The 24,551-nt window shown below is 69.7% G+C and carries 25 protein-coding genes; 7 read left to right on the forward strand and 18 right to left on the reverse strand.

Annotated features, from left to right (window positions below; translation table 11 throughout):
• Window positions 1–97: 97 nt before the first annotated feature.
• Window positions 98–802, forward strand: coding sequence for an IclR family transcriptional regulator (locus GQQ93_RS08250; RefSeq protein WP_157423752.1), 705 nt, complete (start codon window positions 98–100; stop codon window positions 800–802).
• A gap of 22 nt (window positions 803–824) precedes the next feature.
• Here the strand turns inward: GQQ93_RS08250 and GQQ93_RS08255 are convergent, their stop codons facing one another.
• The 6 genes from GQQ93_RS08255 to GQQ93_RS08280 form a co-directional block, all read right to left on the reverse strand.
• Window positions 825–2,747: an FAD-dependent monooxygenase gene (locus GQQ93_RS08255; RefSeq protein WP_157423753.1), complete on the reverse strand. Its 1,923-nt coding sequence runs from the start codon at window positions 2,745–2,747 to the stop codon at window positions 825–827.
• Between the two features lie 246 nt (window positions 2,748–2,993).
• Entirely contained in the window at window positions 2,994–3,365 is a 372-nt protein-coding gene (locus tag GQQ93_RS08260) for a hypothetical protein (RefSeq protein WP_157423754.1), read from the reverse strand.
• Window positions 3,366–3,486: 121 nt separating this feature from the next.
• A complete protein-coding gene (locus GQQ93_RS08265) occupies window positions 3,487–5,022 on the reverse strand; it encodes an MATE family efflux transporter (protein WP_157423755.1) in 1,536 nt (511 codons plus the stop codon).
• A 114-nt stretch (window positions 5,023–5,136) separates the two neighbouring features.
• Window positions 5,137–6,051 carry a methyltransferase family protein gene (locus GQQ93_RS08270; protein WP_246192194.1) on the reverse strand — a complete coding sequence of 305 codons (915 nt, stop codon included), beginning with the start codon at window positions 6,049–6,051 and terminating at the stop codon, window positions 5,137–5,139.
• Window positions 6,044–6,574 carry a putative immunity protein gene (locus GQQ93_RS08275; RefSeq protein WP_157423756.1) on the reverse strand — a complete coding sequence of 177 codons (531 nt, stop codon included), beginning with the start codon at window positions 6,572–6,574 and terminating at the stop codon, window positions 6,044–6,046. The genes GQQ93_RS08270 and GQQ93_RS08275 overlap by 8 nt, the downstream gene beginning before the upstream one ends.
• A gap of 26 nt (window positions 6,575–6,600) precedes the next feature.
• Complete coding sequence (locus GQQ93_RS08280; RefSeq protein WP_157423757.1) at window positions 6,601–7,044, reverse strand: YdeI/OmpD-associated family protein; 444 nt, start codon at window positions 7,042–7,044, stop codon at window positions 6,601–6,603.
• Between the two features lie 62 nt (window positions 7,045–7,106).
• On the opposite strand from GQQ93_RS08280, the gene GQQ93_RS08285 reads away from it, so the two are divergent.
• A complete protein-coding gene (locus GQQ93_RS08285; protein ID WP_157423758.1) occupies window positions 7,107–7,472 on the forward strand; it encodes a cupin domain-containing protein in 366 nt (121 codons plus the stop codon).
• 81 nt (window positions 7,473–7,553) lie between these two features.
• Here the strand turns inward: GQQ93_RS08285 and GQQ93_RS08290 are convergent, their stop codons facing one another.
• The 12 genes from GQQ93_RS08290 to GQQ93_RS08345 all read right to left on the reverse strand — a co-directional run bounded on the left by GQQ93_RS08290 (window position 7,554) and on the right by GQQ93_RS08345 (window position 17,350).
• Entirely contained in the window at window positions 7,554–8,318 is a 765-nt protein-coding gene (locus tag GQQ93_RS08290; protein WP_157423759.1) for an ABC transporter permease, read from the reverse strand.
• Entirely contained in the window at window positions 8,318–9,106 is a 789-nt protein-coding gene (locus tag GQQ93_RS08295) for an ABC transporter ATP-binding protein (protein WP_157423760.1), read from the reverse strand. The genes GQQ93_RS08290 and GQQ93_RS08295 overlap by 1 nt, the downstream gene beginning before the upstream one ends.
• Entirely contained in the window at window positions 9,103–9,468 is a 366-nt protein-coding gene (locus GQQ93_RS08300) for a DUF1048 domain-containing protein (protein WP_157423761.1), read from the reverse strand. The genes GQQ93_RS08295 and GQQ93_RS08300 overlap by 4 nt, the downstream gene beginning before the upstream one ends.
• A 2-nt stretch (window positions 9,469–9,470) precedes the next feature.
• Entirely contained in the window at window positions 9,471–9,809 is a 339-nt protein-coding gene (locus GQQ93_RS08305) for a PadR family transcriptional regulator (RefSeq protein ID WP_157423762.1), read from the reverse strand.
• Window positions 9,810–10,065: 256 nt separating this feature from the next.
• Complete coding sequence (locus GQQ93_RS08310) at window positions 10,066–10,662, reverse strand: GNAT family N-acetyltransferase (protein WP_157423763.1); 597 nt, start codon at window positions 10,660–10,662, stop codon at window positions 10,066–10,068.
• Window positions 10,663–10,731: 69 nt separating this feature from the next.
• Window positions 10,732–12,105, reverse strand: coding sequence for a replicative DNA helicase (gene dnaB / locus GQQ93_RS08315; RefSeq protein ID WP_157423764.1), 1,374 nt, complete (start codon window positions 12,103–12,105; stop codon window positions 10,732–10,734).
• A 546-nt stretch (window positions 12,106–12,651) separates the two neighbouring features.
• The gene (gene rplI, locus GQQ93_RS08320) at window positions 12,652–13,104 is read right to left on the reverse strand and encodes a 50S ribosomal protein L9 (protein WP_157423765.1); all 453 of its coding nucleotides are present in this window, start codon (window positions 13,102–13,104) and stop codon (window positions 12,652–12,654) included.
• 11 nt (window positions 13,105–13,115) lie between these two features.
• On the reverse strand, window positions 13,116–13,376 hold the full coding sequence (rpsR, locus tag GQQ93_RS08325; protein ID WP_022889097.1) for a 30S ribosomal protein S18: 261 nt from the start codon (window positions 13,374–13,376) through the stop codon (window positions 13,116–13,118).
• A gap of 45 nt (window positions 13,377–13,421) precedes the next feature.
• Entirely contained in the window at window positions 13,422–13,940 is a 519-nt protein-coding gene (locus tag GQQ93_RS08330; protein ID WP_157423766.1) for a single-stranded DNA-binding protein, read from the reverse strand.
• A gap of 5 nt (window positions 13,941–13,945) precedes the next feature.
• Window positions 13,946–14,329 carry a 30S ribosomal protein S6 gene (gene rpsF / locus GQQ93_RS08335; RefSeq protein ID WP_157423767.1) on the reverse strand — a complete coding sequence of 128 codons (384 nt, stop codon included), beginning with the start codon at window positions 14,327–14,329 and terminating at the stop codon, window positions 13,946–13,948.
• 326 nt (window positions 14,330–14,655) lie between these two features.
• Complete coding sequence (locus tag GQQ93_RS08340) at window positions 14,656–15,420, reverse strand: hypothetical protein (RefSeq protein ID WP_157423768.1); 765 nt, start codon at window positions 15,418–15,420, stop codon at window positions 14,656–14,658.
• 493 nt (window positions 15,421–15,913) lie between these two features.
• Complete coding sequence (locus GQQ93_RS08345) at window positions 15,914–17,350, reverse strand: CCA tRNA nucleotidyltransferase (RefSeq protein ID WP_157423769.1); 1,437 nt, start codon at window positions 17,348–17,350, stop codon at window positions 15,914–15,916.
• A gap of 101 nt (window positions 17,351–17,451) precedes the next feature.
• On the opposite strand from GQQ93_RS08345, the gene GQQ93_RS08350 reads away from it, so the two are divergent.
• The 5 genes from GQQ93_RS08350 (at window position 17,452) to GQQ93_RS08370 (ending at window position 24,546) form a co-directional block, all read left to right on the forward strand.
• The gene (locus tag GQQ93_RS08350) at window positions 17,452–19,917 is read left to right on the forward strand and encodes a DUF6049 family protein (protein ID WP_157423770.1); all 2,466 of its coding nucleotides are present in this window, start codon (window positions 17,452–17,454) and stop codon (window positions 19,915–19,917) included.
• Window positions 19,910–21,535 (forward strand): murein biosynthesis integral membrane protein MurJ, encoded by a 1,626-nt coding sequence (gene murJ, locus GQQ93_RS08355; protein WP_246192196.1) that lies wholly within the window; start codon window positions 19,910–19,912, stop codon window positions 21,533–21,535. The genes GQQ93_RS08350 and murJ overlap by 8 nt, the downstream gene beginning before the upstream one ends.
• 159 nt (window positions 21,536–21,694) lie before the next feature.
• A complete protein-coding gene (trxB, locus tag GQQ93_RS08360) occupies window positions 21,695–22,681 on the forward strand; it encodes a thioredoxin-disulfide reductase (RefSeq protein WP_157423772.1) in 987 nt (328 codons plus the stop codon).
• Between the two features lie 77 nt (window positions 22,682–22,758).
• Window positions 22,759–23,082 (forward strand): thioredoxin, encoded by a 324-nt coding sequence (gene trxA / locus GQQ93_RS08365; protein ID WP_157423773.1) that lies wholly within the window; start codon window positions 22,759–22,761, stop codon window positions 23,080–23,082.
• Window positions 23,083–23,223: 141 nt separating this feature from the next.
• Window positions 23,224–24,546, forward strand: coding sequence for an aminotransferase-like domain-containing protein (locus GQQ93_RS08370; protein WP_246192197.1), 1,323 nt, complete (start codon window positions 23,224–23,226; stop codon window positions 24,544–24,546).
• Window positions 24,547–24,551: the final 5 nt, after the last annotated feature.

Genomic DNA, 24,551 nt, shown 5'->3' on the forward strand with positions numbered 1-24,551 from the left:
GTCGCGTCGAGGGGCATTCGTACAGCGAACGCGGCGTCCTAGTATCGAACGAGCGGCTCGGGAGACTCCGACCGGAGGATGCACGGGAGGTCGGCCGATGGCGGAGAGCACGGGTGCCGGATCGCAGACGCTGAGCCGGGGCATCCGCATCCTCGAGATCCTGGCCGACGCCGACCGCGCCCTCTCGATCGACGAGGTCGCGGGCGAACTCGGGGTGCACCGCTCGGTCGCCTACCGACTGCTGCGCACGCTCGAGCACCACGGGCTCGCCTCGCGCGACGCCGCCGGACGCATCGGCCTCGGCGCCGGGCTCGCCGCCCTCGCCGCCGGCGTGCAGCGCGACCTGCAGCAGCTCGCGCTGCCCGAGCTCTCGGAGGTCGCGGAGGACCTCGGCATGACGTGCCTGCTCGCGGTGCTGCTCGACGGCGATGAGGCCGTCACGCTCGTGAGCGCGTCACCCCGCCGCACCGCCGCGGTGTCGTACCGGCCGGGCCACCGGCATCCGATCACCCGCGGCGGGCCGGGCAAGGCGATCCTCATGGGCCTGCCCGAGTCGCGCTGGCCCGACGTGTCCGAGGCGCTGCGCGCCGAGATCGCCGAGAGCCGCGCGCGCGGGTACACCGTGAGCCACGACGAGGTCGTGCCGTCGCTGCGCTCGGTCGCCGTGCCCCTCACCCTGCCCGGTCAGCCCCCGGCCGCGATCGCGGTGATCCACGTGTCGTTCCCCCGGCCCGAGGCCGAGCTCGCCGAGCGCCTGCTGCTCGCGTCGGCGAACCTGAGCCGAGCCTCCGGGGTGGGCTGAGCGGCTCGACGGCCCGTGGCGCTCAGCGCGCGAGCATCTGCCCGGCGAAGAACTCGCCGAGCTCCGCGGTCGCGGTGAGCGGCAGGATGTTCGCCACGTAGCCGTCGGGGCGCACGACGACGACTGCGCCGTCGCGAGAGATGCCGCGCTCCTCGAAGATGTCGGTCGGGCACCAGACGCTCGGGCCGGCCGCGAACACCTTCTCCCAGTCCATGAGGCCGAGCGGCCCGGTCTTCGGCCGGAACACCTCGGGCGCGAGCGTGACGTCGATCTCGTCGTGCGACTGCTGGTAGACCACCTTGACGTCGAAGACGGCGTCGGCGTCGGCCCCCTCGGGGGTGAAGCGCGCGAGCGGCGCTTCGGCCGACGACATCCACGCCGCCCACGAGGCGAGCGCCGAGGCATCCGCCGTGCCGGTCGCGGTGCCGGCCGCGGCGTCGGCGAACGCGTAGACGCGCCACCGGCCGTCGGCCTTGGCGTGGTGGCCGAGGTGCACGACGTTGCCGTCGCAGACGAACGACACCTGCGACGACTTGAAGCGCTTGCCCATCGGGAAGCCCGTGGCGAGCGCCTGGTGCTCGCCCGAGCCGACGATCATCGAGGGGCCGTACTGCGTCATGAAGCCCGAGGGGAACTCGGCGGTGCCGAGGTAGAAGGTCGCGAGCTCCTGCGGGTCGGAGATCTCCTCGGGCTTGCGCGCCATGAGCGACGACCACTCGCGGTCGAAGTCGATGAGCTGCTGCGCGACGGGCTGCCGCTCGGCCGAGTAGGTCGAGAGGAGCGACTCGGGCGCGAGGCCCGAGACGACCGAGCCGAGCTTCCAACCGAGATTGAAGCCGTCCTGCATGGAGACGTTCATGCCCTGCCCGGCCTTCGCGCTGTGGGTGTGGCAGGCGTCGCCGGTGAGGAAGACGCGGGGCGCGGCATCCTCGTCGTCGGCGGCACGGTCGTCGAAGTGGTCGGTCACGCGGTGGCCCACCTCGTAGACGCTGAACCAGGCGACCTCGCGCACGTCGAGCGTGTACGGGTGCAGGATGTCGTTGGCCTTCGCGATGATCGCCTCGATGGGCGTCTTGCGCACCTCGTGGTTGTCGTCCTGCGCGACTTCGCCGAGGTCGATGTACATCCGGCTGAGGTACCCGCCCTCGCGCGGGATGTGCAGGATGTTGCCCGCCTCGGAGTTGATCGCGCACTTCGTGCGCCAGTCGGGGAAGTCGGTGTTCACGACGACGTCCATGACGCCCCACGCGTGCGCCGAGATGCCGCCGAGGTGCTTGCGGCCGATGGCCTCGCGCACGCCGCTGCGGGCGCCGTCGCACCCGGCGACGTACTTGGCGCGCACCGTGCGCTCCTCGCCGGCGCGCTCGCCCGCGGTGTACCGCACGCGAACCTCGACGGGATGGTCGCCGGCCTCGGCGGAGCCCGCCTCGTGCACGGTGAGCCCGACGAACTCGATGCCGTAGTCGGGCGTGATGCGGCCCGGCCCGTGCGCGGCGGCCTCGGCGAAGTAGTCGAGCACCCGCGCCTGGTTGACGATGAGGTGCGGGAACTCGCTGATCTTGTACCCGTAGTCCTCGGTGCGCGAGGTGCGGACGATGTTCTGCGGCTCGGCGGGGTCGGGGCCCCAGAAGTTCATGTAGCCGATGTTGTAGGCCTCGGCGATGATGCGCTCGGCGAAGCCGAACAGCTGGAACGTCTCGACGCTGCGCGGCTGGATGCCGTCGGCCTGGCCGAGCACCAGACGGCCGTCGCGTCGCTCGATGATGCGGGTGACGACGTCGGGATACTGCGAGAGCTGGGCCGAGAGCAGCATGCCGGCGGGGCCCGAGCCCACGATGAGCACGTCCATCTCGTCGGGCAGCTCCTCGGGGCGGTCGACGCCGACTCCCGCAGCGGGCTGCACCCGCGGGTCGCCGGACACGTAGCCGTGGTGGTGGAACTGCACGGGATGGCTCCTCACATCGTCGTGACGGGGCATCCCTTGGCTGATGGGTATGGATGCCTCGTGCTGTTCGATAATCGAACGCTACATTCGTTTATCGCGCGAGGCAATGGTAGATCGCGTGGGCGCGCCGCACAAGTCACGCGCTGGATGCTGCGGAGCGCGGCCTCATCCGCGGCGCCGGCTCCCTCCGCGGTGGGCGCCGAAGAAGAGCGGCGCAGCGATGCGGTCGCGCCGTCGTGCCGCCGGTCAGCGCGCGCGGTTGAACCGGCTCGCGCCGATGATCGCCGCGAGGCCGGCGCCGATCGCCGCCACGAGCGGCACCGCGACCGCGACGAGGGCGATCGTGTTGGGGCGGAATCGCAAGCCGTCGGGTCCGCCGATGTACGCGCCGATCGGCACGGCGTAGCCCGCGCCACCACCGCCGCTGCCCTCGCCCCGGCCGCCGGGGTTCTTGTCGGACTCCGGCATGTCGCCGGAGCCCTCGCCCCCGCCGAACCCGAAGGCCACGAACGCGACCGGAACGAACTCTCGTCCGTCGATCGCCGACTTCTCGCCGTATGCCACCTTCGCGCCCCACGCGGGCACCGATTCCGCCAGGTTCTCGATGAGCTTCGTCATGGGCTCGACGGTACGCGCGTTGTCTGCATGCGGCTAGACCCGCCGTGACAGCCGGACGGCGTTCGGAGCGCAAGCTGCACGACCGGCGCAGCGAGCCGATCGCGCTCGTCGGCCGCGCTCGTCAGCCGCGCTCGACGCTCGGCTCGAGGTCGGGGTCGGGGTCGGGGTCCTGATCATCGTCGGCCGACGCAGCCACGGGCGCGGCCGCCGCAATCGGCCGTTGCGCCGGCACCGAGCCGGTCACGACGGCGTCCACGGTCATCGAACCGTCTACCGGCCCGATGACGGCGATCGGCGTGGTCGGGGTCGGGGCGAGCGGTTCGACCGGCAGCCGCCCGAGCCGACGGTGCTCGCGCACGTAGGCGGGAACGAGGATCACCACCGCCCCGAGCCAGGCGAGCGGGTTGCTGAGCACGACCCCGACGAAGCCGAACATCGAGCCGAGCACGATCGCGGCCCCGACGCGCATCACGAGCTCGATCACGCCCGACACCGTCGGCACGGCGGTGTACCCGAGGCCCTGCAGCACTCCGCGCAGCACGAACAGCACGCCGAGCAGCGAGTAGGTGAAGCCGTCGATGCTGAGCATGAGGGCGGCGTCGGCGACCACGTCGGCCGAGCCCTCGCCGACGAAGAGCTGCACGAGCCGATCGCCGAAGAGGATGAGCAGGGCGCCGACCGCCACCGCCGCCCCGATCGACATCCACGTCGCCTGCACGACCCCGCGACGAACGCGGTCGGGGCGTCTGCCGCCGAGGTTCTGCGCGGCGTACATCGACGCGGCCAGGCCGATCGACGAGAGCAGTGCGATCGCGATCGACTCGACTCTCGACCCCATCGTGAAGGCGGCGACGGCGTCGGCGCCGAGCTCGTTGAGCGCGACCTGCACGGTGAGCGTGCCGATCGCGATGATCGAGGTCTGCACGCCCATGGCCATGCCGACGCGCAGGTGCTCGCGCAGCTCGCCGCGCGACACCCGCCAGTCGGTGCGGCGAAGGTGCAGCACGGGCAGGCGGCGGCGCACGTACCCGAGGCAGAGGGCGACCGAGACGGCCTGCGCGACGACCGTCGCCCACGCCGCTCCCGCCACGCCCCAGCCGAGCGGGCCGACCATGAGCACGACGAGGCCGACGTTCAGCACGCACGCGATCGTGAGGAAGACGAGCGGCGTGCGCGAGTCGCCGAGCGACCGGATCACCGCGGAGAGGTAATTGAAGAACATCACCGCGGAGGCACCGAGGAAGCTGACCTGCGTGAACACGGTCGCCTCGACGAGCAGCTCTTCGGGGGTCTGCAGCAGTCGCAGGATCGGCTCGGCGAGGAACGGGGCGCCGATCGTGAGGCATGCGCTCATCGCCGCGGTGAGCGCCGTGCCCGTCGCGACCGAGCGGCGCACCGCGTCGTGGTCACCGGCGCCGAAGGCCTGCGCCGTCGGGATGGCGAAGCCCGAGGTCACCCCCCACGCGAATCCCAGCAGCAGGAACAGCAGCGACCCGGTCGCGCCGACCGCGGCCAGCGAGTCGATGCCGAGGTATCGCCCCACGACGATCGCGTCGGCGACCTGGTAGAGCTGCTGCACGATGTTGCCGATGAGCAGCGGCGTCGCGAAGACGAGGATGACGCGCCAGGGCGCGCCCGTGGTGAGGGAGGTGGTCATGTGAACTCTCGGCGGGTCTCTGCGGAGGGGCATCAGATGTTTGCGTTGCCAACGAGCCTATCGAACCGATTCGATGACCGCAGCCCCATTCGTCGCACCAACCCCGCCAGTCCGTCACTCCAGAGCCGCAGCACCGGGCAGGGTCGGCACCCAGCACCGCACCGCCTCGCGGTACCGGCGGAACTCCTCACCGAACCGCGCCTCCAGCTCGGCCTCCTCGAGCGGGCGCACCACGAAGTTCCAGAACAGCCCACCCGCGACCGCGTACACGACGACCAGCCACGAGCCGAGCATGAGCCCGACCGCGACGCCCTGGGTGATCCCGGCCACCGCCATCGGGTTGCGCACGAAACGATACGGGCCCGCGACGACCAAGCGGTTCGCGGTCGCTGCAGGAAGCGGCGTGCCGACGCCCCGGGTCGCCATCGCGATCGCCGACCAGATGCCGAGGGCGCTCGCGAGCGCGAACACGACGGCACCGAACGGGAGGAGCCAGGTCGGCGCATCGACGGCCAGGCCCCAGCGCCGCTCGAGCCAGGCGATCACGACCGGCACGACGCCGAGCAGCACTCCCCAGAAGACGGTGATCTGCGCGGCGGTCGCCGCCAGGTGAGCGCCCGTCTTCGCCGTCGCATCCGCACGGCGGAAGGCGAAGGGGCCGACGAGCATCCACTCGGTCGGCACGCGTCCGAGCACCATCAGGCTGAGCGCCACCACGGATGCCACGGTCGCCGCCCCCATGAGCAGCACGCCCCAGCCCGCCTCGCCGGTCACCGTCGCGTACACCGCCAGCAGCCCGGTGACGATCAGGGTCCACCCCGTCGCGACGAACGCCGCCGCCCGCACGCCGAACGCGGCGATCGCCGAGGCGCCGACGAAGAGCGGGACATCGAGCACGGCGACGAGCACCGCGTCGAGCCCGCCGAGCGTGGCCTCCCGCACGAACGGCACCGTGAACACGGCGATCCACCAAGTCAAGCCGGCGACCGCCTGCATCCCGAAGTAGACCCGGCCGAGCCGTTCAGTCATCGAAGACGTTCCAGCAGATCGGGCTCCTGCGCAGCTGGTCCTCGAGCACGAGCTCGCGGATCTCGGGCGGCAGCTGCGCGCGCTGCCAGTCGCGCTCCGCGAGACGGGCCGGCTCCGCGGCATCCGCACCGCCCTGCTCGGCCGCCGCCGCGGCCGCGGCCCTGATCGCGTACGCCGCCGCGCCGAGCTCGTGCTCGGCGACGTGCGCGACGGCGACCGCCTGGCCCACCGACAGCGCGGCGAACTTCACCGGCGCGGGCTGATCGCGACCGGCGGCATTCGCGTGGAACGCGGCATGATGCGCCGCGCGCATCGGCACCTCGCCGCGCACCCAGCCGCGCGCGACCTCGAGCACCTCGCGCGGCCTCGGGTCGTCGGGCCGGGCGCACTCGAAGAACGGCAGCACGTGCTCGGAGCAGGCGATCGCCCACTCGGCGAGCCTGCGATGGTCGTCGTCGCTCAGGGTTCCGCCACGACGGATGGTGATGAGCCGGGGGTCGCGTTCTTTCGGAAGGATCGGCACCCTGCCATTCCTACCACCGGGCGGCGTCAGGCGCCGCGCAGTTCGGCGAGCAACTTCTCGACGCGGCGCACCCGGGTGTCGGCGGCCTTCGCCTGATCGATCACCCGCGCATGCTGGCGCCGCCGGCCCAGGGTCAGCGCGTCGAACGCGGCGCGTGCGGCGGGGTCGGCCTCGAGCGCTTCGCTGAGCTCTTCGGGTTCCTCGAACGCGATCGGCTCGGTGTCGAGTTCGAGGTCGATCTCGACCTCGTCGCCGACCTGCGCGCCGGTGGCGGCGCGGTTCGCGTTACTGAAGCCGATCAGGTCGCGCCCCCGCATGATCGCGATGCGGGTGCGCCACGAATGGCCGGCGATCGTGACGACGACGCGCGGGCGCTTGCCGCCCCCGAGCGCCTCGACGACCTCGGGCGGCACCTCGAGGCCGCGCATCTTCTCGTGCGGTTCGACGATCGCGGTGAACTGCTCTGCCATGGGCCCATCCTGCCGCAGGCGATCCCTCGCGGCATCCGACCCGCCCTCGTAGGCTCGACCGCGTGAGTGAAGACATACGCAACCTCAAGGCCGCCCTCGCCTCGATCGCCGAGCCCTGGCAGCCGCACCGGCTTGCGAGCGTCGACGAGACCGACGTCAAGGTGGTGAAGCTCCAGGGCGAGTTCGTCTGGCACACGCACCCCGATGCCGACGAGTTGTTCCTCGTGCTGAGCGGTCAGCTCACGATCCAGCTGCGCGACCGCGACGTGGTGCTCGGCCCTGACGACATGTTCGTGGTGCCGAAGGGCGTCGAGCACTGCCCGCGGGCCGACGCCGAGGTGCACGCCGTGCTCATCGAGCGCCGCGGCACCGTCAACACCGGGGATGCCGGGGGCGAACGCACCTCGCCGCTGCGCGAGCTCGACTGATCTTCAGACCCGCGAACGACGACACCGCCCGCACCCCCTGAGGGGCCGGGCGGCGTTCGAGGTGTTGCGCTCGAGGAGCCGTCAGCTCATCTTGCGCTTGTAGATCGCGATCGCCCAGACGTAGGCGACGACGAGGATGCCGACGAGCCAGGCCAGTGCGACCCAGATGTCGCTGCCGACGGGCTGCCCCGCGAACAGCGCCCGGATCGAGTTGACGATCGAGGTCACCGGCTGGTTCTCGGCGAACCAGGCGACCGGAGCGGGCATCGAGTCGGTCGGCACGAAGGCCGAGCTGATGAACGGGAGGAAGATCAGCGGGTAGCTGAAGGCGCTCGCGCCGTCGACGGTCTTCGCCGAGAGGCCGGCGATCACCGCGAGCCAAGTCAGGGCGAGGGTGAAGAGCACCAGGATGCCCGCGACCGCCAGCCAGACCGCGACGGATGCCCCGGTGCGGAACCCCATGAGCAGCGCGACGCCGATGACGATCGCGACCGAGATCAGGTTCGAGACGAGCGAGGTGAGCACGTGCGCCCAGAGCACGCTCGACCGGGAGATCGGCATCGACTGGAAGCGCTCGAAGATGCCGCCCTGCATGTCGAGGAAGAGCCGGTACGCGGTGTACGCGATGCCCGACGCGATCGTGATGAGCAGGATGCCGGGGAGCATGTAATCGATGTACGACTCGTCGGACCCCGTGTTGATCGCCCCGCCCAGCACGTAGGTGAAGAGCAGCATCAGCGCGATCGGCGTGACCGCGGTGGTGATGATCGTGTCGGGGCTGCGCAGGATGTGGGTGAGCGAGCGGCCCGTGAGAACCCGGGTGTCGCTCAGGACGTGGGTGGTCATCATGAGTCCTTTCCGTTGTCGTTGCCGGCGCCGGCGCCGACGAGCGTGAGGAAGACCTCTTCGAGCGTCGGCTGCTTCTCGACGTACTCGACCGTGGCGGCCGGAAGGAGTTGCTTGAGTTCGGCGAGGGTGCCGTTCTGGATGATCGTGCCCTCGTGGAGGATGGCGATGCGGTCGGCGAGCTGCTCGGCCTCGTCGAGGTACTGGGTCGTGAGCAGCACGGTCGTGCCGCGGTCGGCGAGCTCCTTGACGGTCTGCCACACCTCGATGCGCGCCTGCGGGTCGAGCCCGGTGGTCGGCTCGTCGAGGAAGATGATCGGCGGGTCGCCGATCAGGCTCATCGCGATGTCGAGCCGGCGGCGCATGCCGCCCGAGTAGGTGCCGGCCTTGCGCCCGCCCGCCTCGGTGAGCGAGAACCGGGCCAGCAGTTCGTCGGCGATCGCGCCCGGGTTCTTCAGGTGCCGCAGCTTCGCGATGAGCACGAGGTTCTCGCGGCCGGTGAGCACCTCGTCGACCGCGGCGAACTGCCCGGTGAGGCTGATCGACTCGCGCACGTCGCCGGGGGCGCCGGCGACGTCGAAGCCGTGCACGGTCGCGGTGCCGGCGTCGGACTTCAGCAGCGTCGAGAGGATGCGGACGAGGGTGGTCTTGCCGGCGCCGTTCGAGCCGAGCAGGGCGAAGATGCTGCCCCGCGCGACGTCGAAGTCGACGCCCTTCAGCACCTGGAGGTCTTTGAACGACTTCTCGATGCCCTGGACCCGGATGGCGGGTGCGGTGACGGTGTTCATGACTGCTCCTTCTTCGCCTCGTCGATCGCCGTGTTCAGGCGAGCGCGCTCCTTGTCGATCCACTGCTTGCCGCCGTACGCCTGCGTGAACTCCTCGGCGAAGGCGACGGGGTCGTCGCCGACGATCTCGCTGACGGGCGTGCCGTCGATCGCGGCGCGCTCCCACAGGTCGGCGAAGTCCTCGAGCATCTTCACCATGGTCTCGCCGTCGGTGATGCCGCCGGCGTACATGAAGTACCGGTCGAGCGCCTTCGCGCTGCCGCGATACGGCTCGGGGAGGCCCTCGATGCGGGCCTTGTACTGCTTGTACTGCTTCTTCTGCTCGAGGGAGCCGGTGAGGGCTTCGATCCACTTTGCAGCCATGGTCACTTCTCCGTTTCGTCGGTCTGGTGGAGCTGTTCGATACGTTCTGCGAGGAAGCTCCACGTCCTCCAGAACTCTTCGAGTTCGCCTCGGCCCCGCTCGTTGAGCGTGAAGACCTTGCGCGGCGGGCCCTTCTCGGAGGGCACCTTCTCGACGTCGACGAGACCGCGCTGCTCGACCCGCACCAGGAGGGCGTAGATCGTGCCCTCGGCGATGTCGGTGAAGCCGCGCTCTCGCAGCCGCGCCGTGATGTCGTAGCCGTAAGCCGGCTGTACGGCGAGGATCGCAAGGACGATGCCCTCGAGCGTGCCCTTGAGCATCTCGGTCATCTGCTTGCCCATGGAACGCTCCTTTCACTTTCACTACTTAGTGGTGCTGGTAATCAGTGTTGCTGACTACCACTACAAAGTAACACTGAGTACCGGTACTTAGCAACACTGAATACCAAATTTCGTTCGAGGAGATTTCGAGTGCGGCGAATTCGACGGCGCGCAGCAGGCCGCGGAGGCCTCGGCACCCCGCGGCTCGAGGGCGCGCCGAGAGGCCGCCGTTGCGGACGGGCACGACCCCGACGACCGTCCCCGCGCGAGCCCGGCGTCAGCCGCGGGCGGGTAGGACCGTCTTGCGCATCACGGTTTTGCTCTTGCCGATGTGCCGCTCGAAGGTGAACCCGGCCTTCTCGAACATGGCCCGCGTGCCGTTGTGGAGGAACGACGACGACGTCCTCTTGTCGGGGGCGAGCTCATTGGGGAACGAGACCACCTCGCCCCCGCCGGCCCGCGCGATCAGCTCGAGCGCGCCCTCCAGCGCCTCGCGCGCGACTCCTGACCGTCGGTGATCGCGGTCGACGAAGAAGCAGGTGATGCGCCACGGTGCCGGCGTGGTCTCGCCCGCCTCGTACTGCTTGCGGTGGTAGATGTTCGGCAGCTCGACCGGACTGCCGTACTCGCACCACGCGATCGCACGGTCGCCGTCGAAGACGAGCGCGGCGTGCGCGACACCCTCCGCCACGAGTCGCTGCTTGAACATCGGCCGGTCGAAGTCTTCCTTGGCGGTGTGCTCCGTGTCATCGTGGAAGTACGAGCAGTAGCACCCGCCCCACACCCCGTTGTGCTTCTGCGCGAGCGCCAGCCACGCGGGGAAGGTCTCGAGCGTGAGCGGCTTGATCACGTGCGAGGTCGTAACGCCCCCCATGGCAGTCTCCCTTGCGTCCGTGCCGCCAGTCTGCCGACTGGCTCCGACTTCGACAAGGTCGGGCCAGGACTACATCGGAGCCATGTCAGCGAACTTGGAGAAGTGCCCCTGGAACGCGACCGTGATGGTGCGGGTCGGACCGTTACGGTGCTTGGCCACGATGAGGTCGGCCTCGCCCGCGCGGGGGCTGTCGCGCTCGTAGGCGGCCTCGCGGTGCAGCAGGATCACCATGTCGGCGTCCTGCTCGATCGAACCCGACTCGCGCAGGTCGCTGATCGCGGGCATCTTGTCGGCGCGCTGCTCGGGGCCACGGTTCAGCTGCGAGAGGGCGATGACCGGCACCTGCAGTTCTTTCGCGAGCAGCTTCAGCGCGCGCGAGAACTCCGAGACCTCCTGCTGGCGGCTCTCGACGCGCTTGCCGCTCGTCATGAGCTGCAGGTAGTCGATGACGACCATCTTCAGCCCGACCTTCTGCTTGAGGCGGCGGCACTTCGCGCGGATCTCGACGAGAGTCATGTTGGGGGAGTCGTCGATGTAGAGCGGGGAGTCGTTGATGCGACCGCGGGTCGAGGCGATCGTGGTCCAGTCGCGGGAGTCGACGGTGCCCTTGCGCATGTTCTGCAGGGGCACGTTCGACTCGGCCGAGAGCAGGCGCATGGCGATCTCGCTCTTGCCCATCTCGAGCGAGAAGAAGACGGAGGGCAGGCCGTTGGTGATCGACGCCGCGCGTGCGAAGTCGAGCGCGAGCGTCGACTTGCCCATGGCGGGGCGCGCGGCGACGATGATCATCTGGCCGGGGTGGAACCCGTTCGTCAGGTCGTCGAGGTCGGCGAAGCCGGTCGGAACACCCGTGAACTTGCCGTCGGTGTGCTTGGCCGCTTCGATCTCGTCGATGGCGACGGTGACCGCTTCGGAGAGCGGCACATAGTCTTCGGTCTCGACCGAGCCGGTGACCGAGTAGATCTCGGCCTGGGCGTTGTTCACGAGGTCGACGACCTCGCCCTCGCCGGCGTAGCCCATCTGCACGATGCGCGTGCCCGCCTCGACGAGTCGGCGCAGCAGTGCGCGCTCGGCGACGATCGAGGCGTAGAAGCCGGCGTTCGCGGCGGTCGGCACGAGGCTCGTGAGGGTGTGGAGGTACTCGACGCCGCCGGCGCGCTGCAGGTCGCCGGTCTTCGTCAGCTCGTCGGTGACCGCGATGACGTCGGTCGGCTCGCCGTGCGAGTAGAGCGTGAGCACCGCGTTGAAGACGACCTCGTGCTTGGGCACGTAGAAGTCGATGCCGCGGATCGTCTCGATGACGTCGGCCACGGCGTCTTTCGAGAGCATCATGCCGCCGAGTGCGCTCTGTTCGGCGAGGAGGTCGTGCGGAGGGACTCGTTCGCCTCGTCGGGCGTCGGTCTCATCGACCGGTTCGGCGAGCCCGATATGCGCGATCGACAAGTGAATGACCTCCGTGTTCGAGCTCGTACGGGCGAGCGACCCGCGCCCGCACTTCAGTGTCATCGGAGCCACCGACACCGGCTCATCGACGCGAGGAAGATCCACTGTTCGTGGGACGCTGCTTCACGATATGAGGGGCCCGTCCACAGCACAAGCCGGCCTGTGGATAACTCTGGGGAGAATCTGGGCGAAACGCCGTTCAACATGTGCATTCCACCTGTGGAGAACTGTGGAATTCGTGTGAATTACATTGGTTGAATTCTGATCTGATCAGGCGTAAAAACTGTACACACCTGTGGGGAAAAACTTCTTCAGAAGTATTCCCCACCGAGTTCTCCACCTGTGTACAACAGTCACAGGGAACCCGGATGTGGACTTGCGCGCAGGCCGCGCACGGGTGTAGGCGCAGCGCGCGTTTCCGACACACGCAGCGCCCGTCCGGGGGACGCCCCGAAGCAGCCCGACGCAGCCCCGACGCACCCCGAAGCGACGAAGCGGCGGCCGGGAGCCGAAGCTCCCGACCGCCGCTCGCGATCTCTCGGGCGATTACTTCGCCGCGACCACCTGAAGGGTGATCGTCGCGGTGAGCTCGTCGTGCAGACGAACCGTCGCCTCGTGGTCGCCGACCGACTTGATCGGCGTGGGGATCTGGATCTTGCGCTTGTCGATCGAGCCGAGGCCTGCGGCCTCGACTGCGTCCGCGACATCCGCCGTCTTCACCGAACCGAACAGGCGGCCGCCGAGGCCGGCCTTGACGGCCAGCTTGACCTTGCCCGACTCGAGCTTGGCCTTGAGGGCCTGCGCGTCTTCGAGCGAGTGCAGGGCGCGAGCCGCACGGGCGGCCTTGATCTGCTCGACCTGCTTCTCGCCACCGCGGGTCCACGGCGTCGCGAAGCCCTGGGGAACCAGGTAGTTGCGCGCGTAGCCGTTCTTGACCTCGACGACGTCGCCGGCCGTGCCGAGGCCGGTGACCTCGTGCGTGAGAATAACCTTTGCCATTGTCGTGCTCCTTAGCGGCCGGAGCCCGAGTAGGGCAGGAGGGCCATCTCGCGCGCGTTCTTCACGGCGCGGGCGATGAGGCGCTGCTCCTGCACGGAGACACCGGTGATGCGACGGGCGCGGATCTTTCCACGCTCCGAGATGAACTTGCGAAGGGTCGCAACGTCCTTGTAGTCGATGATGCCGACCTTGATCGACTTCGCCGGGGCGGCGTTCTTCGCGCCCTTCCCGCGGCTCGGCTTGCGGCGATCGCCGCTGCTCTTTCCAGCCATTGGTTTTCCTGTCTTGAGGATGCGGGCCGCAGGGCCCGCCGAATATTAGAAGGGGGTCTCGTCGCCGTAGCCGGTGCCCGGGGTGTTCCAGACATCCCCGCCGCCCTGCTGCTGCTGGGCTGCGGGAGCGCTGGGCGCCCATGCGTCGTCGGACTGGCCGCCCCCGAAGGAGCCACCGCCGCCGACCGCACCGCGGTTCGACTGCGCACGAGTGACGGAAGCGGTGGCGTACCGGAGCGAGGGACCGATCTCGTCGATCTCGAGCTCCATGGTGGTGCGCTTCTCGCCTTCCTTCGTCTCGTAGGAACGCTGCTTGAGACGCCCGGAAGCGATGACCCGGGAACCCTTGGTGAGTGAACCGGCGACGTGCTCGGCGAATTCACGCCAGCAGCTCGCGCGCAGGAACAGCGCTTCACCGTCTTTCCACTCGTTCGCCTGACGGTCGAACGTACGGGGAGTGGAGGCGATGGTGAAGTTGGCAACCGCCAGACCGTTCTGCGTGTAACGCAGCTCGGGATCTGCAGTGAGGTTGCCCACCACGGTGATGATGGTCTCGCCGGCCATGGGGACTAGGCGTCCTTCTTGGCGGTGGCCTTGGCGGCGGCGGCGGCCTTCTTGGCAGCCTTCGCCTCCTGAGCCTTCGCGTGAGCGGCGACCTGTGCGATCGCCTCTTCGGCGCGGAGGACCTTGGTGCGCATGACGGCCTCGCTGAGGTTCAGCTGGCGGTCGAGCTCATCGGTGGTCTTGGACTCGGCGGTGAAGTCGACGACGGCGTAGATGCCCTCGTTCTTCTTGTTGATCTCGTAGGCCAGACGACGACGTCCCCAGATGTCGACCTTGTCGACGGTGCCGCCATCGTTACGGATGACGTTGAGGAACTTGTCAAGGCTGGGAGCAACGGTGCGCTCATCGATCTCGGGATCGAGGATAACCATCAGCTCGTACTGGTGCATGACTAACCCACCTCCTTCGGACTCAAACGGCTACAGGATCTCTGCAGCAGGAGGGTTGTGCATACGTCGCACCGAGGAGGCCTCGCAATCGAGGCGCACGGGCAACCTGTCAATGGTAACGGATGCCCCGCGCTCGCGCCATTCGTGCTGCTCACGCCGCGCCTCCCGACCCCTGCGCCCTGCCCGCCCCTTGCGCTCGGCATCCGCCCCTTGCGCCGTGCATCCGCCCCTTGCGCTCGCTCCGGGGGTCGTTGCCCGACACCGCTCCGGGCCGCGCGCGAGCTCGGTGTCGCGAATCGACCCCGCGAACACCGCGGCGGCTGCGATCACGACGCGGGGAGCTCCCCCGAGACCTGGGGGAGTCCGGATTCGAGGAGCGTCGAGCGAAGCAGCGCGCGAGAGCGCGCGATCGGCCAATCCCATCGGATCGATCGACGCCGATGCCGTCGACAGATCGCATCGGCCCGCTTCTTCTCGTCGAGGATGACCTCTTCGATGGTTCGGCGTCCACGGAACGCCGGGTCGAGGTATTTCAGGTCGCCGTCGAACTCACCGAAGATCCCGTACTCCGGCCAGTCGAAGTCGACGCGATCGATGCGACCGTCGCTCCGCCCGAACTCGACCTGCAGCAGCGGACTCGGAAACCCGAGCAGATGCATCTGACCCCGACTCAGTGATTCACCGACCGACTCCGACCGCGCGTCTGCGAAGGCGATCGCCCGGTCGGCGGAACGGGCGCCGCTCCGACGGCCCGAATCGCGCACCCGCGCAGCGAGTGCCATCGGGTCGACACCCGGCATCCGCCGATCACCATCGGCCCGCAGCACCGGTGCGACTGCGGCGTCGAGCGCGACGACCGCGTTCAGGAACGATCTCGTGCACGCGATGTCCACGAGCGTCTGCGCGAGACCCGTGACGAGGTACCCGTCGAGTTCGACGACTTCGGCGGGATCGAACGGCGTTCTCCTCCAGACGACCCCGTTGCGGGATCGCGGCCTGGTTCCCCGGGCGTCGGCCACCTCGACCGGCTCGGGCCAGCGCCCGAGCCGCGGCAGCCCCCACAACAGCGCCGCGGACTCATGGGAGAGCACGACGCGATCGCGGCGGGTGCAGACGACGGCCGCAACGCGCCCGAGTGCACGTTGCCGGTCTGAGGTCGACCCCCAGGCGCGTGCATTGGCGAATGCCCCTGAGCGAACTCGATGCAGGCGTCCGTCAGAAGCATCCCGTTCGAGGGTTCTCGATGACGTGAACGGCGACTCAGCGGCGCAGGAGAAGAGCAGATCGAGGGCCGGTGCGTCGCGGTGGAACTCGGACATGCCGGTGATCCTCGCAACGAACGGCGGCGCGAGAACCGTTCCGCGGCAGACTGCAGCCGATCCTGCTGACGCTCCTCTGTGGAGGAGGGGTACGCCTCGTTCGCGGGGTCGATTCCCGACAGGGAGCGGCCGCGACGACGAGGATCGTGTCGGGAAGCGACCCCGGGAGCGGCGCAGGTGAGCCCGGACACCCCGGGAGCGGCGCAGGTGAGCCCGAACACCCCGGGAGCGGCGCAGGTGAGCCCGGGAGCGGCGCAGGTGAGCGCTACGCCCCGCGCGCGGCCCACCAGGCGCGCAGGCGATCGGCCGCGGCATCCTCGCCGATGGGACCCTCATCGAGGCGCACCTCGAGCAGGTACTTGTAGGCCTCGCCGACGACGGGGCCGGGCGTGATGTCGAGCAGCTTCATGATCTGCTGGCCGTCGAGCTCGGGCCGCACCGCGGCGAGTTCCTCCTCCTCGGCGAGCATCGCGATGCGCTCCTCGAGGTCGTCGTAGGCGAAGGCGAGCTGGTCGGCCTTGCGGCGGTTGCGGGTGGTGACGTCGGCGCGCGAGAGGATGTGCAGCCGCTCGAGCTGCTCGGCGTCGCCCGCGTCGCGCACGTAGCGGCGCACGGCCGAATCGGTCCACGCGCCGTCGGTGTAGCCGAAGAACCGCAGGTGCAGCTCGATGAGGCGCGAGACCGCGGCGACCGTGTCGTTGTCGAAGCGCAGCGCGCGCAGGCGCTTGCGGGCGAGCTTCGCGCCGACGACGTCGTGGTGATGGAAGCTGACGGCGCCGCCCGACTCGTAGCGGCGCGTGGCCGGCTTGCCGATGTCGTGCAGCAGCGCCGCGAGCCGCAGCACGAGGTCGGGGCGACCCGGCACAGCGCGCTCGCCCTCGTAGTCGATGGCCTGCTCGAGCACGGTGAGGCTGTGCTCGTACACGTCCTTGTGGCGGTGGTGCTCGTCGCGTTCGAGGCGCAGCGCGGGCAGCTCGGGCAGCACGCGGGCGGCGAGCCCCGAGTCGACGAGGAGACGGAGGCCCGGGCGCGGCGCGTCGGTGAGCAGCAGCTTGCCGAGCTCGTCGCGCACGCGCTCGGCCGAGATGCGGTCGATCTCTGGGGCGAGGTCGCTCATCGCCTGCGTCGTGTCGTCGTCGACCTCGAAGCCGAGCTGCGAGGCGAAGCGCGCCGCACGGAGCATGCGCAGCGGGTCGTCGCCGAACGACCGCTCGGGCGAGGACGGGGTGCGCAGCACCCTCGCCACCAGGTCTTCGACGCCGCCCGACGGGTCGACGAGCTCGAGCTTCGGCAGCCGCAGCGCGAGTGCGTTCACGGTGAAGTCGCGGCGGGTGAGATCGGCCTCGAGCGAGTCGCCGAAGACCACCTCGGGCTTGCGCGAGTCGCCGTCGTACGCGTCGGCCCGGTAAGTCGTGATCTCGACGGTCTCGCCGGCGACCTTCGCCCCGATCGTGCCGAAGGCGCGGCCGATGTCCCAGTGGGCCTCCGCGATCGGCTTCACGATCGCGAGGATCTCGTCGGGCGTGGCATCCGTCGTGAAATCGAGGTCGTTCATCTCGCGGCCGAGGAACGCGTCGCGAACCGGGCCCCCGACGAGCGCCAGTTCGTGGCCGGCGCGCTCGAACGCCTCGGCGAGCTTCGCGACGGTCGGCGAAGACGCCGCCTCGGCCAGGCGGTCGAGGGCTGCCGCGACACTCTGCATGCCTCCCATGTTAAGCGGGCGGGTCGACGACGCGGGGGAGCGGCCGCCCGGCGGGAGGGCATCGAGCGGACGCCCGGCTCGCTCACCGTAGAATCGCCTGCATGGCAGCCGACCGGACTCCTGCGCGCGCGCGCGGCGATCGGCTTCCCCCGACGGCATCGGTGGGCGGTGCGGATGCCACGGAGCGACGTGCGCGCCCGATCGACGCGCCGCGCGCATCGGCCCGAGCAGCCGGCACGGGGCGTCGCCGCGGCGTCGCTCTCGGTGTCGCCGCCGCTGCGGTGTGCGCGGTCGTCGCCGCACCGCTCGGGGCGCTGGCCGTCGCGGGCGGGCCCGACGGCGAACGTCGCGCGGCCCCGATCCCGGTGCAGGTCGCCGCCGACGATCCCGAGGGCATCGCACTGCACGTCGCGCCGGTGAGCACGACGACGATCACCGCCGGGCAGCCGCTGACCGTGCAGGTCGAGGTCGAGAACACCACCGCCGAGGCCCTCGCCGCCGGCACGGTGCGCCTCACCCGCGCCGACGGCGTCATCGATGACTCCGACGAGCTCGACGCCTGGCTGGCGAGCGCCGGCTCGACCGACGAGAGCGCCGCCCCAGACGGAGTGGCGCTCGGCGAAGCCGAGACCCGGCCCGTCGCCGCGGGGTCGAACACCATCGTCTCCTTCACGGTTCCCGCGTCGGCGATCACCGCGGCGGGCGACGCCCCCGTGCTCGGGCTCGGCGCCGAGCTCGTGGTCGACGACGTGCTGGTCGCCTCGGGCGCCGACGCCTTCGCCACCTCCACGGCACCTGCCGCGAGCGGCACCTCTGTCGCCCTCGTCTACCCGCTGACCGTGCCCGCGAGCTCCTCAGGACTGTTCGACGCCGAGACGCTCGAAGAGTGGACCTCGCCGCTCGGGCTCCTCGACCGGCAGCTCGACGCCGTCGCAGGGCGTCCGGTCGCGATCGGCGTCGACCCCCGCATCATCGCCTCGATCCGCGTGCTCGGCAGCTCGGCGCCGAGCTCGGCCGTCGACTGGCTGAACCGCCTCGGCGAGGCCGGCAACGAGATATTCCCGCTCGCGTATGCAGATGCGGATGTCGCGTTGCAGGCCCAGCTCGGACTCGCGACCCTGCTCGGACCGACCGGCTTCGCCGACGCGCTCGATCCCGACGACTTCGCCGAGCAGCCCGGCCCCGACGGCGAGGGCGAGGGTGAGGGCGACCAGCCCGGCGAGACCGAGGCCCCGGCCGACGGCGCCACTTCGACGCCCGCGCCGAGCGAGACCGCCCCCGCCGAGCCCGAGCCCACCCCGCCCGCCCCGGGCGAGGTGCCGAGCACCGAGATGCTGCTCGACTGGCCGTATACGCGAACCGACATCGCCTGGCCGGCCGACGACACGGTCGCCGCCGGTGATCTCGCGGTGCTCGACGCCGCCGGACTCACGACGACCGTTTTGTCGCCGGGCAACGTCACCTCACCGGGCGGCCGCGTCGGCGCCGCCGCGTCGATCGACGGCTCGACCGCCGTGGTCGCCGACGCACGGCTGACCGCGCCGCTGCGCGAGGCATCCGTCGCCGACTCCGACACCGAGTGGCGCTCGGCGACCGGTCACCTCCTCGCCGAGCTCGCACTCGATTCGGGCGATTCGCCCTCGGCGCTGCTCGCGACGTTCGGCCGCGACGCGGGCGACCACTCGACTCGTGTCGCCGCGACGCTCGACGAGCTGACGAGAGCGTCGTCGGCTCGCACGGCCGGCCTGGCCGAGGCGATCGGCGCTCCGCCGACCTCCCGCGCACTCGTCGACCTCGCCGAAGACGCATCCCGGGTCGACTCCGCACAGCGGATGCTCGAGGCCGAGGACTCGGTCGCCGAGTTCGCCACCGTGCTCGACGATCCCGCCCTGCTGACCGATCCGGTTCGCCGCGATCTCCTCGCAATGCTCGACGTCGCCTGGCTCACCGACCGTGCGGCGTGGGAGACCGCGGTCGCGGAGTGGCTCGCTGCTCGGCGCGCGACGACCGAGGCCGTGTCGGTCGTGCCCTCCTCGAGTGTCAACATCTTCGCGCGCGAGACGCCGTTGCCCGTCACCGTGCTGAACGCCCTGCCGTACCCGGTGACCGTGATCGTCTCGGCCGACCCGTCGAACGGCCGGCTCGTCGTGGAGGAGAGCGTCACCGCGACCATCCCCGCCGAATCCCGCAGTACCGTGCAGGTTCCGATCACCGCCGGCGTCGGGCGCGGCGAGGTGACGATCGCGATCTCCCTCTCGTCGCCGACCGGGGTCGCCGTCGGGCGCACCGTCTTCATCAGCGGCAACGTGCAGGCCGACTGGGAGGGCCTCGGCGCCGGCATCCTCGCCACCGCGCTCGTGCTCTTCTTCGGCTTCGGCATCTGGCGCAACATCCGTCGGCGTCGCAAGCAGCGCGCGGCGGAAGCGAGCGGTGCGGTCGACGCCCCTGCCCTGCATGACGTCGCGGATGACGCCATTGCCGAGCCGGCCGATGACATTACTGAGACGAACGACCCCGTTGACGACCCCACCGAAACTCCCGACCCCGAGGACCCCAAGCGTGACTGACGACCGTATCGGCCGAGCCAGCCTGTTCCTCGCATCCGGCACGATCGTCTCCCGCGTGCTCGGCTTCGTGAAGGCCGCGGTGCTTGTGAGCGCGATCGGCCTGACGAAGTCGCCGAGCGCCGACGCGTTCGCTGTCGCGAACCAGCTGCCGAACACGGTCTACGTCGTCGTCGCGGGCGGCGTGCTGAGCGCGGTGCTCGTGCCGCAGATCGTCCGGGCTGGACTGCACGCCGACGGCGGCAAGGCCTACATCAACCGCCTGCTCACGCTCGCACTCGTCGTGCTCGCCGGCATCACGATCCTGGCCACGATCGCGGCGCCGCTGCTCACGATGCTCTACGGCATCAGGCTCGACGAGTCGACGCGCAACCTCGCGACGCTCTTCGCCTACTGGTGCCTCCCGCAGATCTTCTTCTACGGCCTCTACACCCTGCTCGGCGAAGTGCTCAACGCCCGGCGCAGCTTCGGCCCCTTCACCTGGGTGCCCGTGCTCAACAACGTGGTCGCGATCGCAGGCCTCGTCGCCTTCATGGCGATCTGGGGCAGCGACCCCGACGGTCACCGCGCACCCGAGGCCTGGGACCCGGCGATGATCGCCGTGCTCGCCGGTTCGGCGACCCTCGGCATCGCCGTGCAGGCACTCGTGCTGTTCTGGTTCTGGCGCCGGATCGGCCTCAGCTACCGCCCCGACTTCCGCTGGCGCGGCGTCGGGCTCGGCGATGCCGGGCGCATGGCGAGCTGGACCTTCGGCATGCTCCTGCTCACGACCTTCGCGGGACTCGTCGAGACGAACGTGGTCGGCATCGCGTCGGGCCAGGGCGCGTCGGTCGCTGCGCTCGGCAACGCGTGGCTCATCTTCATGCTGCCCCACTCGGTCATCACGGTCTCGATCGCGACCGCGTACTTCACGCGAATGAGCGAGCACGCCTCGCACGGCGACCTCGACCGGGTCCGCGCCGATCTCTCGAGCGCCGCGCGCGGCGTCGGCCTCATCATCGTGCTGGCCGCGATCGTGCTCGTGATGTGCAGCTACCCGTTCGCGACCGCCTTCGCGAGCACCGCCTCGTTCGAGACGCACATCGAGTTCGGCAACGTCGTCGTCGCGTACATGCTCGGGCTGCTGCCGTTCAGCCTGCTGTTCATCGTGCAGCGCACCTTCTACGCCCTCGGAGACACGAAGACCCCCTTCTTCTTCACGCTGTTCCAGGTAGTGCTCTTCAGCGCCGGCGCGCTGCTGCTCGTCAACGTCCTGCCAGAGTTCATCGCGATCGGCATCGCCCTGCTCACCTCGCTCGCGTGCTGCGCCCAGGTCGTGCTCGCCTCCGTGCTGTTGCGACGCCGGCTCGGCACCCTCGACGGCTGGCGCATCGCGTCGAGCTTCGTCCGCTACACGCTCGGCGCCATCCCGGCTCTCATCGTCGGCTTCGTCGCCCTCGTGCTGCTCGGTGGCGTCTCGCCCGACGGTTTCGCGATGTCGGGCCTCATCCCGTCGCTCATCTCGATGGCCGTCATCGGCGTCGCGATGTCGGCCGTCTACTTCGCCGTGCTGTGGCTCATCCGCACCCCCGAACTCCGCGGCTTCGCCGAGCCGGTGCTGCGTCGCCTCCGTCGCAGCTGAGTCGCGCGGCGAACGCCCGCCCCGAGGCATCCGTCACACTCTGCGCGCGCTCAGGCGGCAGGAATACCGGCCGCTTAGACTGTGTTGACCATGGCGTGTCCTCCGGAATCTCCGGGGGCCGCACCACTGCAGCACCGCTGAGAGCATCTAGGAGCATCGTTGCGCGACATCATCATCATCGGTTCGGGCCCGGCCGGCTTCACCGCCGCGATCTACGCCGCCCGCGCGCAGCTGAAACCCCTGCTCATCGCGAGCTCGGTCGAGATCGGCGGCGAGCTCATGAACACCACCGAGGTCGAGAACTACCCCGGGTTCCCCGAGGGCATCATGGGCCCCGACCTCATGACGAACTTCCAGCAGCAGGCCGAGCGCTTCGGCACCGAGGTGGTCTACGACGATGTCGTCGAGCTCGAGCTCGACGGCCCGGTCAAGCGCGTCAAGCTCGGCAACGGCGAGACCCACGAGGCCGCGGCCGTCATCTACGCGACGGGCTCGGCGTACCGCAAGCTCGGTCTTCCCGAAGAAGAGGTGCTGTCTGGCCACGGGCTCTCGTGGTGCGCGACCTGCGACGGCTTCTTCTTCCGCCAGAAGACCATCGCGGTCGTCGGCGGCGGCGACTCGGCGATGGAGGAGGCGACCTTCCTCACCCGTTTCGCCGACAAGGTCTACGTGATCCACCGCCGCGACTCGCTCAAGGCGTCGAAGATCATGCAGCAGCGCGCCTTCGACAACGACAAGATCGAGTTCATCTGGAACGCCGAGATCGCGGCGATCCACGGCACCGACGCGGTCACCGGCGTCACCCTGCGCGACACGGTGAACGGCGACGAGCGCGGCCTCGACCTCGACGGGCTGTTCGTCGCGATCGGCAACGACCCCCGCACCCACCTCGTGCACGGCAAGCTCGACCTGACCGCCGAAGGCACCATCGCCGTCGACGGGCGCAGCTCCCGCACGAGCGTTCCCGGCGTCTTCGCCGCGGGCGACGTCATCGACCCCAGCTACCGCCAGGCGATCACCGCCGCCGGCTCCGGCGCCGCAGCGGCCCTCGACGCCGAGCACTACCTCGCCGCACTCGATGCGGGCGACGACGAGGAGGCTGCACCAGTGGCCGCCCCCGAACTCGCCGGCGTCGCGGCCGAATAGACGACCGGCCGCGGCATCCTCCGGGCCCGCGGCGCCGGAACCGACCCAGCATCCACTCTTCCACTAAGGAGAACGCAATGTCCGCACGTGCAGTGACCGAAGCCACCTTCGAGCAGGAGGTCCTCAAGAACGACAAGCCCGTCATCGTCGACTTCTGGGCCGAATGGTGCGGCCCGTGCCGCGCGGTCAGCCCGATCCTCGACCAGATCGCGACCGAGCACGCCGACAAGATCGACATCGTCAAGCTCAACGTCGACGAGCACCCGAACCTCGCGATGAAGTACCAGATCACCGCGATCCCCGCGTTCAAGGTGTTCAAGGGCGGAGAAGTCGTGCAGAGCTTCGTCGGCGCGAAGCCCAAGCCGGCCCTCGAGGCCGACCTCGCCGCCTACATCGCGTAGTCGGCGGTCGATTCGTACGAAGACCCGTCCGGCGAGAGCCGGGCGGGTCTTTCGCATCCCCGGCGGATGCCACGTGTCATCCGTCATCCCGCCGGTTCACCGGCAACTAGCATGGAAATCCCGAGCAGAACGGAACTCGCAGTGACCTCTGACGGCGTCCCCCAGCGGACCGGCAACAATCTCGACCCCTGGTACGCGAACTACGCCGAGCGAGCCGCCGGGCTCGCCGCCTCCGAGGTCCGAGCCCTGTTCGCCGTCGCCTCGCGCCCCGAGGTCGTCTCGCTCGCCGGCGGCATGCCGTTCGTCTCCGCCCTCCCGCAGGATCTGATCGTCTCCTCGATGGACAAGGTCATGCGCGAGCAAGGACCGGTCGCGCTGCAATATGGCTCTGGTCAGGGGATTCCCGCGCTTCGTGAGCAGATCCTCGAAGTCATGGCCATCGAGGGAATCCGTGGTGCGGTCGACGACGTGGTGACGTCGACCGGCTCGCAGCAAGCACTCGATCTCGTCGCAAAGCTCTTCCTCGACCCCGGTGACGTCGTGCTCGCCGAGGCGCCCTCCTATGTCGGGGCCATGGGGGTGTTCCGCTCCTACCAGGCGAACGTGGTGCACGTCGCGATGGACGAGCACGGACTCATCCCCGAAGCCCTCCGCCAGACCATCGCGCATCTGCGCGGACAGGGGCGGCGCATCAAGTTCCTCTACACGATCCCGAACTTCCACAATCCGGCCGGGGTGACGCTCTCCGCCGAGCGGCGGCCCGAGATCCTCGAGATCTGCCGGTCGAACGAGATCCTCATCCTCGAAGACAACCCCTACGGCCTGCTGCACTTCGACGAACCGGCCCCGAACGCGCTGCGTTCGCTCGACCCCGAGGGCGTCATCTACCTCGGCTCGTTCTCGAAGACGCTCGCGCCGGGCTTCCGGGTGGGCTGGGCGCTCGCACCGCACGCGATCCGCGAGAAGCTCATCCTCGCCGCCGAGTCGGCGATCCTCTCGCCGTCGTCGTTCAGCCAGCTCGTCGTCTCCGAATACCTCGCGACCGCCGACTGGCGAGCGCAGATCGACACCTTCCGCGGCGTCTACCGCGAACGCAAAGATGCGATGGTCGAGGCGCTGGGGGAGTATCTGCCGCAGCTGTCGTGGACGAACCCGAACGGCGGTTTCTACGTCTGGGTCACCATGCCCGATGTGCTCGATTCGAAGCAGATGCTTCCGCGTGCGGTGAAGGAGCTCGTCGCCTACACGCCGGGCACCGCCTTCTTCGCCGACGGTCGCGGCCGCCACGCGATGCGACTGTCCTTCTGCTATCCGACGCCCGAGGCGATCCGACTCGGCATCCGCCGGCTCGCGACCGTCGTCAACGGCGAACTCGACCTGCTCGACACCTTCGCCGGCACGGGCACGCTGCAGCTGCCACCGAGCGCGGGCATCGAGTCCGCACCGCCTTCCGACCTCAAGTAGACCCC

This window comes from Agromyces lapidis, from assembly GCF_009749405.1.
Taxonomy (GTDB): domain Bacteria; phylum Actinomycetota; class Actinomycetes; order Actinomycetales; family Microbacteriaceae; genus Agromyces; species Agromyces lapidis.

What these genes read in the sequence shown, in the direction of transcription:
- GQQ93_RS08250 (WP_157423752.1), top strand. Translation starts at nt 98, where the DNA reads ATGGCGGAGAGCACGGGTGCCGGATCGCAGACGCTGAGCCGGGGCATC.
- GQQ93_RS08260 (WP_157423754.1), bottom strand. Translation starts at nt 3,365, where the DNA reads ATGACGAAGCTCATCGAGAACCTGGCGGAATCGGTGCCCGCGTGGGGC.
- GQQ93_RS08265 (WP_157423755.1), bottom strand. Translation starts at nt 5,022, where the DNA reads ATGACCACCTCCCTCACCACGGGCGCGCCCTGGCGCGTCATCCTCGTC.
- GQQ93_RS08270 (WP_246192194.1), bottom strand. Translation starts at nt 6,051, where the DNA reads ATGACTGAACGGCTCGGCCGGGTCTACTTCGGGATGCAGGCGGTCGCC.
- GQQ93_RS08280 (WP_157423757.1), bottom strand. Translation starts at nt 7,044, where the DNA reads ATGGCAGAGCAGTTCACCGCGATCGTCGAACCGCACGAGAAGATGCGC.
- GQQ93_RS08290 (WP_157423759.1), bottom strand. Translation starts at nt 8,318, where the DNA reads ATGACCACCCACGTCCTGAGCGACACCCGGGTTCTCACGGGCCGCTCG.
- GQQ93_RS08295 (WP_157423760.1), bottom strand. Translation starts at nt 9,106, where the DNA reads ATGAACACCGTCACCGCACCCGCCATCCGGGTCCAGGGCATCGAGAAG.
- GQQ93_RS08300 (WP_157423761.1), bottom strand. Translation starts at nt 9,468, where the DNA reads ATGGCTGCAAAGTGGATCGAAGCCCTCACCGGCTCCCTCGAGCAGAAG.
- GQQ93_RS08305 (WP_157423762.1), bottom strand. Translation starts at nt 9,809, where the DNA reads ATGGGCAAGCAGATGACCGAGATGCTCAAGGGCACGCTCGAGGGCATC.
- GQQ93_RS08310 (WP_157423763.1), bottom strand. Translation starts at nt 10,662, where the DNA reads ATGGGGGGCGTTACGACCTCGCACGTGATCAAGCCGCTCACGCTCGAG.
- rplI (WP_157423765.1), bottom strand. Translation starts at nt 13,104, where the DNA reads ATGGCAAAGGTTATTCTCACGCACGAGGTCACCGGCCTCGGCACGGCC.
- rpsR (WP_022889097.1), bottom strand. Translation starts at nt 13,376, where the DNA reads ATGGCTGGAAAGAGCAGCGGCGATCGCCGCAAGCCGAGCCGCGGGAAG.
- GQQ93_RS08330 (WP_157423766.1), bottom strand. Translation starts at nt 13,940, where the DNA reads ATGGCCGGCGAGACCATCATCACCGTGGTGGGCAACCTCACTGCAGAT.
- rpsF (WP_157423767.1), bottom strand. Translation starts at nt 14,329, where the DNA reads ATGCACCAGTACGAGCTGATGGTTATCCTCGATCCCGAGATCGATGAG.
- GQQ93_RS08345 (WP_157423769.1), bottom strand. Translation starts at nt 17,350, where the DNA reads ATGCAGAGTGTCGCGGCAGCCCTCGACCGCCTGGCCGAGGCGGCGTCT.
- GQQ93_RS08350 (WP_157423770.1), top strand. Translation starts at nt 17,452, where the DNA reads ATGGCAGCCGACCGGACTCCTGCGCGCGCGCGCGGCGATCGGCTTCCC.
- trxA (WP_157423773.1), top strand. Translation starts at nt 22,759, where the DNA reads ATGTCCGCACGTGCAGTGACCGAAGCCACCTTCGAGCAGGAGGTCCTC.